This is a genomic window from Kitasatospora sp. NPDC042419, from assembly GCF_056437345.1.
The window spans coordinates 35,422-49,789 of sequence record NZ_JBWKAW010000001.1; the positions used below are offsets into that span (position 1 = coordinate 35,422).

Annotated in this window: 10 protein-coding genes; 3 read left to right on the plus strand and 7 right to left on the minus strand. The window is 73.8% G+C overall.

What is annotated here, in order from left to right:
* Positions 1-157: 157 nt before the first annotated feature.
* The 4 genes from AC067J_RS00195 to AC067J_RS00210 all read right to left on the minus strand — a co-directional run bounded on the left by AC067J_RS00195 (position 158) and on the right by AC067J_RS00210 (position 6,693).
* Complete coding sequence (locus AC067J_RS00195) at positions 158-3,598, minus strand: SpaA isopeptide-forming pilin-related protein (RefSeq protein ID WP_478295677.1); 3,441 nt, start codon at positions 3,596-3,598, stop codon at positions 158-160.
* A gap of 204 nt (positions 3,599-3,802) precedes the next feature.
* A complete protein-coding gene (locus tag AC067J_RS00200) occupies positions 3,803-4,054 on the minus strand; it encodes a hypothetical protein (RefSeq protein WP_327676138.1) in 252 nt (83 codons plus the stop codon).
* A 198-nt stretch (positions 4,055-4,252) separates the two neighbouring features.
* Positions 4,253-4,663 (minus strand): (2Fe-2S) ferredoxin domain-containing protein, encoded by a 411-nt coding sequence (locus tag AC067J_RS00205; RefSeq protein WP_478295678.1) that lies wholly within the window; start codon positions 4,661-4,663, stop codon positions 4,253-4,255.
* Positions 4,660-6,693, minus strand: coding sequence for a heavy metal translocating P-type ATPase (locus AC067J_RS00210; protein WP_478295679.1), 2,034 nt, complete (start codon positions 6,691-6,693; stop codon positions 4,660-4,662). The genes AC067J_RS00205 and AC067J_RS00210 overlap by 4 nt, the downstream gene beginning before the upstream one ends.
* A 91-nt stretch (positions 6,694-6,784) precedes the next feature.
* Between AC067J_RS00210 and AC067J_RS00215 the strand changes: the two genes are divergently transcribed.
* Complete coding sequence (locus AC067J_RS00215) at positions 6,785-7,135, plus strand: ArsR/SmtB family transcription factor (protein WP_478295680.1); 351 nt, start codon at positions 6,785-6,787, stop codon at positions 7,133-7,135.
* Between the two features lie 81 nt (positions 7,136-7,216).
* On the opposite strand, the gene AC067J_RS00220 is transcribed toward AC067J_RS00215, so the two are convergent.
* The gene (locus AC067J_RS00220) at positions 7,217-7,636 is read right to left on the minus strand and encodes a winged helix-turn-helix transcriptional regulator (RefSeq protein WP_478295681.1); all 420 of its coding nucleotides are present in this window, start codon (positions 7,634-7,636) and stop codon (positions 7,217-7,219) included.
* A 112-nt stretch (positions 7,637-7,748) separates the two neighbouring features.
* Between AC067J_RS00220 and AC067J_RS00225 the strand changes: the two genes are divergently transcribed.
* Positions 7,749-8,405 carry an NADPH-dependent F420 reductase gene (locus tag AC067J_RS00225; RefSeq protein ID WP_478295682.1) on the plus strand — a complete coding sequence of 219 codons (657 nt, stop codon included), beginning with the start codon at positions 7,749-7,751 and terminating at the stop codon, positions 8,403-8,405.
* A gap of 183 nt (positions 8,406-8,588) precedes the next feature.
* Here the strand turns inward: AC067J_RS00225 and AC067J_RS00230 are convergent, their stop codons facing one another.
* The gene (locus AC067J_RS00230; protein ID WP_478295683.1) at positions 8,589-10,244 is read right to left on the minus strand and encodes an FAD-binding dehydrogenase; all 1,656 of its coding nucleotides are present in this window, start codon (positions 10,242-10,244) and stop codon (positions 8,589-8,591) included.
* A gap of 364 nt (positions 10,245-10,608) precedes the next feature.
* Here AC067J_RS00230 and AC067J_RS00235 point away from each other — a divergent pair, with 364 nt between their 5' ends.
* Positions 10,609-11,553, plus strand: a complete 945-nt coding sequence (locus AC067J_RS00235) for an SGNH/GDSL hydrolase family protein (protein ID WP_478295684.1) — start codon at positions 10,609-10,611, stop codon at positions 11,551-11,553.
* Positions 11,554-11,712: 159 nt separating this feature from the next.
* On the opposite strand, the gene AC067J_RS00240 is transcribed toward AC067J_RS00235, so the two are convergent.
* Positions 11,713-14,136: an endonuclease/exonuclease/phosphatase family protein gene (locus AC067J_RS00240; RefSeq protein ID WP_478295685.1), complete on the minus strand. Its 2,424-nt coding sequence runs from the start codon at positions 14,134-14,136 to the stop codon at positions 11,713-11,715.
* Positions 14,137-14,368 lie beyond the last annotated feature (232 nt).

Below are 14,368 nucleotides of genomic sequence, written 5' to 3' on the forward strand. Positions count from 1 at the left end.
CGCGCACGGGCTCCGCACACGGGTTCCGAGAGCGGGCGCCGAGCACGGGTTCAGAGCGCGGGTTCAGAGCGCGCCGGACCCGCCCGGAGCGCGTGGCTCCGGGCGGGTCCGGCGTTCCTGCGGTCAGCTGTTCCCGTGTTCCTGTGCTCCTGCGTTCCTAGCAGTCGTCGTCGTGCTTCCTGTTGGTCAGCACGACGGTGACGCAGTCATCGTCGTCGACGGTGTAGGGGCAGGTCACCGGGTTGTGCGGAAGGTCGTAGCCGGGGGGCGCGACGGTCTCCCGCAGGTAGTACTGGCCTGCCGACAGGTGCCTGAAGTCGCACCCGCCGTCCGCCTTGGTGGTGCAGGACGCGCCGGTCCGGGTGTCGGGGTTCGCGCCGGAGGTCTGGAGACCGGGGATGCCGTTGGTCTCCTTCCACAGCTCGAACACCGCACCGCCCAGCGGCTTGCCCGTCTCGGCGTCCTTCTTGGTGAGGTGGATCGAGCCGTCGCCCGGCGGCCTCGGCGACGGGCAGTCGCGCGCCGTGATCTGCACGCCCTGCTGGGCGTTCTCCGGGGTCAGGACCAGGGGGCCGAACACCGGGTTGGCCGGAAGCTGGTACCCGGGCGGGGCCGCGGTCTCACGCCAGTAGTAGCCGCCCACCTCGACCGTCCGGGTGCACAGGCCATTGGCGCCGGTGGTGCACGGTGTACCGACCTGGGTGTCCGGGTTCACGCCCGTCGTCTGCAGACCCGGAACCCCGTTGGTCTCCTCCCACAGCTCGAACACGGCACCGGCCAGCACCGCGCCCGTGTTCGCGTCCTTCTTGAGGACCCGCACCTCACCTGTCACCGGAGCCTGCGGCTGATCGCCGGCGGTGATCTGCACACCGGTCGACGCGTTCGCCGGGGTCAGCACCAGCGGCCCGAAGACAGGGTTCGCCGGAAGCTGGTACCCGGGCGGGGCGGCGGTCTCACGCCAGTAGTAGGTACCGACCTCGACCGTCCGGGTGCACAGGCCATTGGCGCCGGTGGTGCACGGTGTACCCACCTGGGTGTCCGGGTTCACGCCCGTCGTCTGCAGACCCGGAACCCCGTTGGTCTCCTCCCACAGCTCGAACACGGCACCGGCCAGCACCGCGCCCGTGTTCGCATCCGTCTTCAGGACCCGCACCTCACCTGTCACCGGAGCCTGCGGCTGATCGCCGGCGGTGATCTGCACACCGGTCGACGCGTTCGCCGGGGTCAGCACCAGCGGCCCGAACACCGGGTTCGCCGGAAGCTGGTACCCGGCCGGGGCGGCGGTCTCACGCCAGTAGTAGGTACCGACCTCGACCGTCCGGGTGCACAGGCCATTGGCGCCGGTGGTGCACGGTGTACCGACCTGGGTGTCCGGGTTCACGCCCGTCGTCTGCAGACCGGGAACCCCGTTGGTCTCCTCCCACAGCTCGAACACACCACCGGCAAGCACCGCGCCCGTGTTCGCATCCGTCTTCAGCACCCGCACCTCACCCGTCACCGGAGCCTGCGGCTGATCGGCAGCGGTGACCTGCACACCGGTCGACGCGTTCGCCGGGGTCAGCACCAGCGGCCCGAACACCGGGTTCGCCGGAAGCTGATATCCGGCCGGGGCGGCGGTCTCACGCCAGTAGTAGGTACCGACCTCCACCGTCCGGGTGCACAGGCCATTGGCGCCGGTGGTGCACGGTGTACCGACCTGGGTGTCCGGGTTCACGCCCGTCGTCTGCAGACCCGGAACCCCGTTGGTCTCCTCCCACAGCTCGAACACACCACCGGCAAGCACCGCGCCCGTGTTCGCATCCGTCTTCAGCACCCGCACCTCACCCGTCACCGGAGCCTGCGGCTGATCGGCAGCGGTGACCTGCACACCCTGCGAAGCGTTCTCCGGAGTCAACACCAACGGACCGAAGACAGGATTCGCCGGAAGCTGATATCCGGCCGGGGCAGCAGTCTCACGCCAGTAATAGGTACCGACCTCCACCGTCCGCGTACACAGACCATTCGCACCGGTGGTGCACGACGTACCCACCTGGGTGTCCGGGTTCGCACCCGTCGTCTGCAGACCGGGAACCCCGTTGGTCTCCTCCCACAGCTCGAACACACCACCGGCAAGCGGAGCCGCCGTGTTCGCATCCGTCTTCAGCACCCGCACCTCACCCGTCACCGGAGCCTGCGGCTGATCGGGAGCAGTGACCTGCACACCGGTCGGCGCGTTCGCCGGGGTCAGGACCAGAGGGCCGAACACCGGATTCGCCGGCAACTGATACCCCGGCGGAGCAGCAGTCTCACGCCAGTAGTAGGTACCGACCTCCACCGTCCGGGTGCACAGGCCATCAGCACCCGTCGTGCACGACGAACCGACCTGGGTGTCCGGGTCCGCACCGGAGGTCTGGAGACCCGGAACCCCGTTGGTCTCCTCCCACAGCTCGAACACACCACCGGCGAGCGGCGCGTCAGTGTTCGCGTCCGTCTTCAGGACCCGCACCTCACCCGTCACCGGGGTGGTGCCGCAGTCGGGAAGGCTGCCGTTGAAGGGCCAGGCGTGGAACTCCTGGCCGCCGCCCCCGGTGGCCAGGCTGGTGTGGTTGAGCGAGCCGGCCGTGAAGAACCGGCCGTTGACCCCGGCGAGGGTCACCGTGCTCAGCGAGGCCTGCTCGCCGATCAGGAAGCTGCCCTGGAACTGGCCGGTCCCGCCGAGGCTGACGACGGCGGCGTCGGGGAAGTTCCACAGCAGGTGGTCGCGGTAGGCGTTGAGCGGGTCGTCGCTGTCGTTGATGCCGCCGCTGAAGGTGTTCAGGGCCCGGGTGGCTCCGGTCACGTTGACCAGGATCGTCGCGCCCGCGGGGATGTTCGCGAAGACGATGCCCTGCTGGCCGCCGGTCGGGCCGGTGAGGTCGAAGTCGACGTTGAACACCTGGAGGGCCGAGCTGCCGTCACCGGTGAACAGGGTCTGCCCGCCCTGGTTCACCGCGGTGCCGGTCGGGGTGCGGGGCGTGCCGTTGACCCGGGCGTAGCAGTCGGAGGCGGCGCTGAGCTGGTCGCGCAGGCCGCTGTAGGGCTGGACGGCGTTGGGGTCGGTGACCAGGGTGCCGGTCACCGTGCCGGTGACCGGGCCGGCGTGCCGGACGACGCCGCCCTCGGCGACCAGGGTCTGGCCGGGGGCTACGGTGACGCTGCCGCCGGTGGTGAGGAAGTCGGCCCCGTCCGGCGGGGGGACGCGGGAGCCGACGCCGGCGATGCCGACGTTGTAGATGGAGCTGACCCCCAGCTCCTTGGCCTGGCTGAAGTTGTTGAGGACGACGACGCGTCCCTCGGCCTCGGCGGCGCGGGCGGTGACCAGGAAGTCGCCGCCGACGAAGACGTTGATGCCGTTGTCCCGGCCGGCGAACGGACCGTTGTTGATCGAGCTCGGGTAGGGGTCCGGGCAGCTGCCCGGGACACACGGCCCCAAGCCGCCGGGGAGCGGTGCGGCGACGGCCGTGACCGCCCCGGGGCCGAGGGCGAGCACCGGGACGAGGGCCGAGATGACGGTACATGGGATGGCGAGTGCTCCGGCGCGTCTGCGGACGCGGGAGAGCAGCCGGTTGAAGGAAGCCATAGTCGTAGCGTCCGGCAGCTTGTACGAATCGGGTCACCGGTGGGGTGGCCATCTACGCTGATGCGGTGACCCGGCGTACCCGCTCAGACCAACCGTCACCCAGGCGGCGGGCAGGGTCGGCGGGCGGGATCGGCGGGCAGGGTCGGCGGGCACGGTCCCGGACGCGGCCTCGGCCAGGCGGTGCGCCCGGCCGACCGGCTCCGCTCAGGCGGACTCGTCCCAGGGCGAGGGGGCCCGGTTGCCGGTGCCGTCGCAGGTGCGGCAGATCTCGTCGCGGTAGGCGTGCTTGGCGCCGGTGGCGTCGACCCGGTAGCGCACGTAGACGCCGGTGCCGTCGCAGAGGAAGCAGTTGCCGCCGCCTCCGCCGACCTCGGTGGTGCCGGTCCCCTGGCAGGTCCGACAGCTGAGGCCGGCGGTGCGGCCGGTGCCCGCGCAGATGCGGCAGACCGTGGTCATCGTCTTCCTCCCGGGTCGGAACCAAGGTCATGCTAGGCCCTGTCATCCCCCGGAAACCCCGGCCCGTCCGCTTCGGCCCGCTTTCGCCGGGGCCGCCGGCACTGTTCACCGCCCGTTCACCCGGGGGGCGGGACGTCCGGGTCCGTCGACGGCACCGGGCCCGCCGGCCGATTCCCGGGTGGCCCCGGCGGGGAGCGGTCAGCCCGACAGTCCCTCGCGGACCCGGCGGGAGACGGCGATCTGCTGGAGGTCGAGCATCCCCGGCGGGTCGGCGAGGCCGGGGCCGCCGGCCTGCACCCACTCGGCGATCTCCTCGATCATGTCGTCGGCCAGGACCCAGCCGAGCCAGACCGGCCGGCCGCCGGCCGCGCGGCCCTCGCTGGACGGGCCGACCACCACGACGTTCGAGTGCGCGCAGGTGTCGAGGCACTTGACGGCCCGGACCCGGCCGGCCTCGCCGACCGCGGTGCGCAGCCGCTCGTACTGGCCGGCGTGGTCTATGCCCGGGTGCTTCTGTTCCGTGCCGCAGCAGCAGCCCCGGCAGACGGTGACCGTCACGGGGGACGCCGGGCCCTGCTTGCCGGGGCGCTCGCGGTCTCGGCGGCTCATCGTGTCTCAGCTCTCCTCACGGCGCGGGGCCTCACGGCGCGCGGCCTCGCGGCGCGGGCCCCGTGGCGCGCCTCGTCCTCCAGGGCCCGCCGCCACGCACGTTCGCGCAGCAGCCGAAGGCCGTTGAGGCCGACGATCACGGTGGAGCCCTCGTGCCCGGCGACGCCGAGCGGCAGGGGCAGCGTACCTGCCAGGTCCCAGACGACCAGGAGGGTGATGAACGTCCCCGCGATCACCAGGTTCTGCACCACCAGCCGGCGGGCCCGCCGGGAGAGCGCCACCACGGCCGGGACGGCGGTCAGTTCGTCGCGGACGACGACCGCGTCGGCGGTCTCCAGGGCGAGGTCCGAGCCGGCCCGGCCCATCGCCACCCCGGTGTGCGCGGCGGCCAGCGCGGGGGCGTCGTTGACGCCGTCGCCGACCATCAGCACCCGCCGGCCGGCCTCGGCCAGCTCGCGGACGGCCGCGACCTTCTCCTGGGGCAGCAGCCCGCCCCGGACGTCGGTCAGCCCGACCTCGCGGGCCAGGTGGTCGGCCGCTTGCGGGTTGTCGCCGGTGAGCAGCACGGGCGGGCGGCCGGTCAGCGCGGTGAGTGCCCGGACGGCGGCGGCGGCCTGCTCGCGGGGGCGGTCGGCGAGGCCGAGCACGCCGACCGGCTCGCCGTCGCGGAGCACCAGGACGGCGGTGCGGCCGGCCGCCTCCAGTGCGGTGACCTCGGCGTGGTCCCGGTAGGGGCCGGGGGCTCCGACGGCGACGACCGCGCCGTCCACCACCGCGCGGACGCCGACGCCCGGGGTGGCGGTGAAGTCGGTGGCCGCCGGGACGGTGATGCCGCGTTCGCGGGCGGCGGTGACGACGGCGCGGGCGAGCGGGTGCTCGCTGGGGTGCTCGACGGCTGCCGCGAGCCTCAGCAGCTCGTGTCCGGTGACGTCGCCGAGCGGGCGGAGTTCGGTGACCCGGGGCGTGCCCTCGGTGAGGGTGCCGGTCTTGTCGAGGGCGACGCTGTCGATCCGGCCGAGCCGTTCCATCACCACGGCGGACTTGACCAGCACACCGTGCCGGCCGGCGTTGGCGATGGCGGAGAGCAGGGGCGGCATGGTGGCGAGCACCACGGCGCACGGCGAGGCGACGATCATGAAGGTCATGGCGCGCAGCAGGGTGCCGGACAGGTCGGCCCCGAGGGCGAGCGGGACGGCGAAGAGCAGCAGGGTGGCGGTCACCAGGCCGGCGGCGTAGCGCTGTTCGACCTTCTCGATGAAGAGCTGGGTGGGTGCCTTGGTCTCGGAGGCCTCGGTGACCATGGCGACGATCCGGGCGATCACGGTGTCGGCGGCGTCGCGTTCGACCCGGACGCGCAGCGCGCCGGCGCCGTTGAGGGTGCCCGCGTAGACCTCGTCGCCGGTGCTCTTCGGGACGGGGAGCGGCTCGCCGGTGATGGTGGCCTGGTCGACGTCGCTCGCGCCGTCGAGGACGCGGCCGTCGGCGCCGATCCGCTCGCCGGGGCGGACCAGCACGGTGTCGCCGACGGCGAGTTCGGCGGTGGGGACGGTCTCCTCGCCCTCCGTCGTCCCGGTGCCGGCGCCGTGCTCGCGGAGCCGGGTCGCGGTGGCGGGGGCGAGGTCGAGCAGGCCGCGGACGGAGTCGGCTGTGCGGGCGGTGGCCAGGGCTTCGAGGGCGCCGCTGGTCGCGAAGATGACGATCAGCAGGGCGCCGTCGAGGACCTCGCCGATGGCGGCGGCGCCGAGGGCGGCGACGACCATCAGCAGGTCGACGTCGAGGGTCCGTTCGCGCAGTGCCCGCAGTCCGGCCCAGGCCGGCTCCCATCCGCCGGCCAGGTAGGCGACGGCGTACAGCGTGCCGGACGCCCACCCGGGGCCGCCGGGCAGTTGGACGGCGAGGGCGGCCAGGAAGGCGAGCAGGCCGGCGGCCGCCCAGCGCGTCTCCGGCAGGTCGAGTGCCCGGGTGCGGTGGGGCTGCGGCACGGCGGGCGGGGCGGGAGCTGGTGGCCGGGTGAGCACGGTGGCGGACATGGGCGTCACGATACAGGAACACATGAACACACCTTCATGTGTTCATATGGACGGCTGCCCGGCCCGCGGACCGGGCCCGTAGGATTCCCCCATGGGACACTCCGCCGCCGAGAACGCCGTGCCGCAGATGCGCCTGGACGCGTCCAACGCGGCCAAGGTGGCCAGTACGCTCCAGGCCCTCGCCACCCCGTCCCGCCTGCTGATACTCGCCCAGCTCCGCGAGGGCCCCCGGGCCGCCACCGAACTCGCCGACGCCGTCGGCATGGAGCAGTCCGCCTGCTCCCACCAGCTCCGCCTGCTCCGCAACCTCGGCCTGGTGGTCGGCGAGCGGCGCGGCCGCTCCGTCGTCTACTCCCTCCACGACGACCACGTCGCCGCCCTCCTCGACCAGGCCGTCTACCACGTCGACCACCTCCGCCTCGGCCTCACCGACGACCGCTGAGACCCCGGAGCCCGTCCCCCGCGTCCCCCGTCTCCCTCGCCTCCCCCGCCTTCCCGTCCGCGCACGACGCCGCCCCGCGACTCAGGCCCCCCTCTCCTCGGGCACGGACGGCGCCGACGCCGTCGACTCAGCGCGCCCGGAGGACTCCTCCGCGCGGTCCTGGGCGTCCAGGACGGCGTCCCCGTGGCGGAACCCCCAGTCGCCCAGGGCCTCCAGGGCCGGGAGGAGGGTGCGACCGAGCGGGGTGAGCGCGTACTCGACGCGGGGCGGGGAGCCGGGGTGGCTCCGCCGCTCCACCAGGCCGTTGTGCTCCAGGCGGCGCAGCGCCTCGGTGAGCACCTTGGCGCTGATCCCGCCGATCCGGGTGCGCAGCGCGCCGGGGCGCTGCGGGGCGTCGCGCAACGCCCAGAGCAGTACCGGGCTCCAGGTGTTGGCGAGCAGGTCGAAGGCCGCCCGGGCCCGGCAGTCGGCCAGATAGGTCTCGCCCGGAATCTCGTCCATCGCTCCCCCGTACCTCGTCGGTCACGCACCGATCGGTAACCGCGGGCGCTCCTAGTGTCATCCCGATTCGGTCGAACGGGGCCGAACAGGACCGGCAGGCAGGAGACTTCGCATGCGGATCGGCATCATCGGGGCGGGGGGAATGGCGCGGGCGCTCGGCGGGCGGTGGGCCCGGGCCGGGCACGAGGTGGTGTTCGGCGCGCGGTCGGCGGCGCGGGCCGCCGAGGCGGCACGGGAGGCGGGCGCGGGGGCGCGGGCGGTGGCCGACCCGGCGGCGGCCGCGGAGTTCGGCGAGGCGGTGCTGCTCGCCGTTCCGGCCGACGTGGTGGAGCGGGTGGTCGCGGCGGCCGCCCCGCCGGCCGGGCGGGTGCTGGTCGACTGCACCAACCCGATCGCCCCCGGCCCCTTCGGCCTCGCCCTCACCACCGTCGGCGGCCCGTCGATGGCCGAGCGGATCGCCGCCGCCGCGCCCGGCACCCGGGTGGTGAAGGCGTTCAACACCTGCCACGTGAGCGTCTGGCGGCTGACCCCGCCGGTGTTCGACGGCCGCCCGCTCGCGGTGCCGCTCTGCGGGGACGATCCCGCGGCGCTCGCCCTGGTCGCCGGCCTCACCGACGACCTCGGCGCCGCACCGCTGACGGCCGGCCCGCTGGCCCACGCCGGGCTGCTGGAGGCGGCGACCGCGTTCGCCATCGGCCTCTGGTTCGCCGGCCACGACGCGCAGGCCGTCCTCCCGCCCAGGCAGTACTCGGGCGTGCCGGCCGCCTGAGCCGGGGCGGGTCGGGGTGGCCCGGGGGCGGGGTCGGGGCCGCACAGGGGACGGCCCCGCCCCCACCCCGGGTCACCCCCGCCCCCGGGTCACCCCGGGCACACCTCCGCCTGCCGCGCCGAGCCGCACCGCCCGGCCCGCACCTCCCGGCCCGCACCTCCCGGCCTGCCCGGCCCGCCGTCGCTACGCGGTCGCCTCCGCCGCCGCGCGGCCGGCGGTGCGACCGGAGAAGAGGCAGCCGCCGAGGAAGGTGCCCTCCAGCGAGCGGTAGCCGTGGACACCGCCGCCCCCGAACCCGGCCGCCTCGCCCGCCGCGTAGACGCCGTCCAGCACCGAGCCGTCCGGCCGCAGGACGCGGGCCGAGAGGTCCGTCTCCAGGCCGCCGAGCGACTTGCGGGTGAGGATGCTCAGCCGCACGGCGATCAGCGGGGCGGCGGCCGGGTCGAGGATGCGGTGCGGGGCGGCGGTGCGGATCAGCTTGTCGCCGAGGTAGCGGCGGGCGCCGTGGATCGCGGTGACCTGGAGGTCCTTGGCGAAGGGGTTGGCGAGCTGGCGGTCGCGGGCCTCGACGACGCGGCGCAGTTCGGCGGGGTCGATGAGCCGGGCGCGCGCCTTGGCGTTCATCGCGCGGGCGAGGTCGTGGAGGTTCCCGGCGACGACGAAGTCGGGCCCGTGGTCGAGGTGGGCCCGGACGGGACCGGGGGCGCCGGGCAGGGCGCGGGCGAGGACACCGCGCACGGAACGGCCGGTGAGGTCGGGGTTCTGTTCGGAGCCGGAGAGGGTGAACTCCTTCTCGATGATCCGCCGGTTGAGCACGAACCAGGTGTGGTCGTGCCCGGTGGTGCGGATGTGTTCGAGCGTGCCGAGGGTGTCGAAGCCGGGGAAGAGCGGGACGGGCAGCCGGCGGCCGAGGGCGTCGAGCCAGAGCGAGGACGGTCCGGGCAGGATGCGGATGCCGTGCCGGGCCCAGATCGGGTCCCAGTTGGCGATGCCCTCGGTGTAGTGCCACATCCGGTCGCCGTTGATCAGGTGGCCCCCGGCGTCGCCGGTGATGCCGAGCATCAGGCCGTCGACGTGCGCGGGGACGCCGGAGAGCATCCGGTCGGGCGGGGTGCCGAGCCGGGCCGGCCAGGCCTTGCGGACCAGGTCGTGGTTGCCGCCGATGCCGCCGGAGGTGACGATCACGGCCTGGGCGCGCAGCTCGAAGTGGCCGGCGACCTCCCGTGAGCTGGCCTCGCCGCGGGCGGCGCCGCTCGGGACGAGCACCTCGCCGGTCACCGTGTCGACGGCGCCGGCGCTCCCCGACAGGCCGGTGACCCGGTGGCGGGAGCGGATCTCGACCAGTCCGCGCGCGGCGGCTTCGCGGACCCGGCGGACGAAGGGTTCGAGCAGTCCGGGGCCGGTGCCCCAGGTGATGTGGAAGCGGGGGACGGAGTTCCCGGGACCGTCGGCGAGCAGTCCGCCGCGCTCGGCCCAGCCGACCACGGGGAAGAACCGGACGCCCATCGCGTGCAGCCAGGCCCGCTTCTCGCCCGACGCGAAGTCGACGTAGGCCTCGGCCCAGCGGCGCGGCCAGGCGTCCTCGGGGCGGTCGAAGCCCGCGGTGCCGAGCCAGTCCTGCCAGGCGAGGGCGGGCGAGTCGCGGATCCGCATGCGGCGCTGCTCGGGCGAGTCGACCAGGAAGAGGCCGCCGAAGGACCAGTGCGCCTGGCCGCCGAACGAGGCCGCGGGCTCCTGGTCGAGCAGGATCACCTTCCGTCCGGCGTCGGCGAGTTCGGCCGTCGCGGCGAGGCCCGCGAGTCCGGCTCCGATGACGATGACGTCGGCGTCCAGGGCCATGCGGGCTCCTCCATCGGTGCTCCGGCGGTGCGGGTGCGCGGCGGCGGCGCCCGGGGCACGGGGTGCGGGGGCGGTGCGCGTGCGCCCGATACTGCGGCCTGCACCGGGGTCCGTCAACCGGCCGGGGAGCAGCCGGGAAGCGGCCGGCCCGGTGACGAACGGCAGCACGAATTCCGCTCCACTCCGTTTCGGAAATACCTTCGATACACCGTGGAGCGAAATTCGAAATACTCCTGACGGGTTTTCGGGAAATTCCGCGCAAAGCATGGACGGGTACGAAACCCGGAAGTAACTTACCTTCCAGTAGCTGTGGCCAGGCTCGCACGACCCCCACCCCGTCCGTTTCTCTCCCCCAGGAGGAACCGTGCTCCGCCCTGCCCGGAAACGCGGCACGACCCGTGCCTCCCGGAAGTCCGCCCTGCTCGGCGCCGCCGCGCTGGGCGCCGCCCTCGCCCTGACCTCCACCAGCGCCCAGGCCGCCACCCCGGCCCCCCGCCACTACGTGGCCCTCGGCGACTCCTACGCCGCCGGCGCGGGCGTCCCCGGCCAGTCGGCCGGCCTGTGCCTGCGCTCCGACCGCAACTACGGCCACCTGGTCGCCGCCGCCCTGCACGCCGCCGCCTACACCGACGTCACCTGCGCGGCCGCCAAGGTGAAGGCGATGACGCAGCCGCAGTACGACGCCTTCATCCGGGTCAACGACCCGCAGCTGAACGCGGTGACCGCCGACACCGACCTGGTCACCCTCGGGATCGGCGGCAACGACCTGGGCATCAGCGACCTCGGGATCGGCGAGGTGGTCGGCGCCTGCATCGCCGGCGCGGTGGTCAACCCGCTCGGCACGCCGTGCAAGGACCTCTACCACCACGGCCACTGGGACTGGTCCAGCTGGTCCTGGCAGTACGGCAACGACGACCTCGCCGACCGGGTCGCCGCGGCGGCCCCGCAGGTCGCGGACACCCTGAAGCGCATCCGCGCCAAGGCCCCGAAGGCCCGGATCCTGGTGGTCGGCTACCCGTCCGTGCTGCCCGCCGACGGCTCGGACTGCATCCTCCGCCAGCCCATCGCCCCGCGCGACATCCCGTACCTGAACGGCGTCCTCGGCAGGCTCAACGCGATGCTGAAGTCCGCCTCCGCCGCCAACGGCGCCACCTACGTGGACACCGCCACGCCCACCGCCGGGCACGACGTCTGCTCGGACGACCGCTGGATCGAGGGCGCGCTGCCCGGCTCCCCGGCCGTCCCGTTCCACCCGAACGCCACCGGCGAGCGGGTGATGGCGGACGCCGTCCTCGCCGCGCTGAAGTAACGCGGTACGAGGCGGCACGGGAAACCCCGAGGCGTCACGGAACGGGGCCGCGCGTAACGAGGCCGCGCGTAACGGGGCCGCGTGGAAACCCCGAGGGGGCGGTGACCGGAACCCGGTCACCGCCCCCTCGCCCGTGCCGCGGAGCACCGCGGCGCCGGGTCACGGCTTGATGCGGACCACCTGCGGGTCGTGGTCGCTCGCCTGCTGCGCGAACTCGGCGTTGATGTGCACGATGTCGTACTTCGCGTACCCGACCTCGGGGCTGACCAGGATGTGGTCCAGCACCTGCGAGTTGCCCTGGTAGACGTACGAGTACTGCTCCTTCTCGGGCAGCTCGTTCACCAGGGAGCGCAGCACGCCGTCCTTGGTCAGCGCGGCCAGCGCGGGCGAGAACTGGTAGTCGTTGAAGTCACCGAGGGAGACCACCTTGGCCTCCTTGTCGGCGGCCAGCAGCTTGGCGACGAAGGCCTGCTCGACGGTGGCCTGCTTGGTCCGCTGCACCTCGGAGGAGCGGGTCGGGGCCTGGAAGCGACTGTCGATGCCCTGGTCGCCGCCCTTGCTGTTGAAGTGGTTGGCGATGACGAAGACCTTCTTGCCGCGGAAGGAGAACTGGCCCGCCAGCGGCTTGCGGCTGTTGGCCCAGGCCTCGTCGGCCGGCGCGATCCGGCCGGGCGAGGCGGTCAGCGCGGCGCCGGCGCCGGTGCCGGCCACGTCGACGGCGGTGGTGGCGGTGCCGCCGGGGATGTCCGTGAAGGAGACCCGCTGCGGGTTGAAGAGGAAGACCTGGCGGATGTTGCCGCCGGGCTCGCCGCCGTCCTTGCCGTTCTCCGGGTCGACCGAGCGCCAGTCGTACGCCGGGCCGCCGGCCGCCTTGACCGCGGCGACGAACTTGGCGAGGGTCTCGCTCGCGTCGACGGTGCCGTCGTTCTTGGCGCCGTTGTTGTCCTGGATCTCCTCCAGGGCGAGGATGTCGGGCGAGCGCAGGTTGGTGACGACGGCCTGGGCCAGCTCGGCGAACTTGGCGTCGGGGTTGGTGGCGGCCAGGTTCTCCACGTTGTAGGTGGCGATGGAGAGCTCGCGGTCGGCGGCCGGGGTGGTCACCTCGCGCTGGAGGTGGTTGTCCCGGAGGGCGCCGAGGGTGCCCGCGACGAGGGTGTAGCCGCCGAACGAGTTGTAGTCCAGCGGGCCGGTGGTCTCGCCGGTCAGCACGTCGCCGACGTTGGCGACCGGGAAGGGCTGCTGGGCGACCGGCGCCTGCTGCTGCACCATCAGGCGGCCGACGTTCGGCTCGGCGTAGGACTCGTAGAGGACGCCGCCGCGCTTGCTCTTCTGGTCCTGCTTGTCCGCGGCGACCCACAGCTCGTTGTACTTGTCGGTCGCCTGGATCACCCGGACGTCCTTGACCTGGACGAGCATGCCCTCCAGCGACTCGTAGAAGTCGAGGGTGTACTTCTCCGGGTTCAGGGTGACGCCGTTGACGGTGCCGTCGGCGCCGGCCTGCGGGCTGTAGGTGCCGGGGATGTTGCGGGTGTCCACCACGACCGGCGCGGGCAGCGGGTTGCCGGAGGAGACCACGGTGACGGCCGGGTTGGTCAGCTGGGTGAGCGACTGCGAGCCGCCGTTGAAGTTGGGGTAGTACTCCGTCACCTTGCCGGTGACCAGCACCGAGTCGCCGACCTTGACGGTCGGGTTGGCGGAGCCGGTGTAGACGAAGACGCCCTCGCTGGTGGCCGGGTCGGCGTCCGGGTTCGGGTCCTGGATCCAGAAGCCCTTGGAGCCGTAGGCGCGCACGCCGGTGACGATGCCGGGCACGCCGGCGACGGTCTTGCCGGTGCGGTCCGACAGGCGGGTGGTGCCCTGGAGGTCGTGGATCCGGACGGCGCCCGGCTCGGTCGGACCGGTCGGGGTGCCGCCCTCGGCGACCTCGCCCTTGCTGTTGGTGGGCGTCGGGGCGCCGGCCGCGAGGTCGGCCGCGTTGTCGTCGGTGTCGGGGAGACCGGCCCGGCGGGCCACCGAGGCGGTGTTGGAGGCGCCGGCCACCGAGGCCGAGCCCTCGTGGACCACCGCGGTGCCGAAGCCGACGAGGTCGCGCACCCGCGGGTCGGCGGCGCAGTCGGCGGCGGTCTTGCAGGTCAGCGGGTCGGTGCCGCGGACGAAGGCGACGGTGCCGCTGGTGCCGGAGAGCGCGAGCGAGCCCGCCGCGTCCGGGGTCGGCAGGTCGACGGTGCCCGCCGCGCCGGCCGCCTCGGCCACCAGGTAGCGCCCGCCGGGGGCGATCGCGCCGGTCAGCGGGGTGACGCCCCACTGGGAGTTGGCGCCGGGCGTGCCGGATATGTACTGGACGCTCCAGCCGTCCAGGCCGAAGGCGGCGCCGCCCTTGTTGGCCAGCTCGACGAAGTCGTTCTTCAGCGTGGCGCCCGAGTTGCCGCCGCCGCCGTACACCTCGGCGATCACCGCGTCGGCCGAGGGCGCGGCCACGGCGGCCGGCAGCGGGACGAGCACCAGCGAGGCGGCCAGGCCGGCCGGGAGGAGGGTGGCTCGGAGCAGTGCGCGGCGCGAGCGGGGAGCGGTGGGCGTGGTCACCGGGACGGGACTCCTAAGCTCTGCCGGGCCCGCGGCGGCGCGGCACGGCAGTCGGGGGTGGCAGGTGTGCCGGGCGGCGTGGGGCCGGCCGGACGGTGAGGGCGGGTCGGCCGGGCGCACACCGCGCGCTCCCGCTACCCGCGTAGAAAGCCGTGCGGAAGCCGGTAACCGCCCCCCGCAGCGCCCAAAGATACGCGCGTAGAAAATGACCCGACAAGACCCCGGGGGTGAA

Excerpts from the sequence above, each read along its gene's own strand:
- AC067J_RS00195 (WP_478295677.1), bottom strand. The coding sequence starts at position 3,598 with ATGGCTTCCTTCAACCGGCTGCTCTCCCGCGTCCGCAGACGCGCCGGA.
- AC067J_RS00200 (WP_327676138.1), bottom strand. The coding sequence starts at position 4,054 with ATGACCACGGTCTGCCGCATCTGCGCGGGCACCGGCCGCACCGCCGGC.
- AC067J_RS00205 (WP_478295678.1), bottom strand. The coding sequence starts at position 4,663 with ATGAGCCGCCGAGACCGCGAGCGCCCCGGCAAGCAGGGCCCGGCGTCC.
- AC067J_RS00210 (WP_478295679.1), bottom strand. The coding sequence starts at position 6,693 with ATGTCCGCCACCGTGCTCACCCGGCCACCAGCTCCCGCCCCGCCCGCC.
- AC067J_RS00215 (WP_478295680.1), top strand. The coding sequence starts at position 6,785 with ATGGGACACTCCGCCGCCGAGAACGCCGTGCCGCAGATGCGCCTGGAC.
- AC067J_RS00220 (WP_478295681.1), bottom strand. The coding sequence starts at position 7,636 with ATGGACGAGATTCCGGGCGAGACCTATCTGGCCGACTGCCGGGCCCGG.
- AC067J_RS00225 (WP_478295682.1), top strand. The coding sequence starts at position 7,749 with ATGCGGATCGGCATCATCGGGGCGGGGGGAATGGCGCGGGCGCTCGGC.
- AC067J_RS00230 (WP_478295683.1), bottom strand. The coding sequence starts at position 10,244 with ATGGCCCTGGACGCCGACGTCATCGTCATCGGAGCCGGACTCGCGGGC.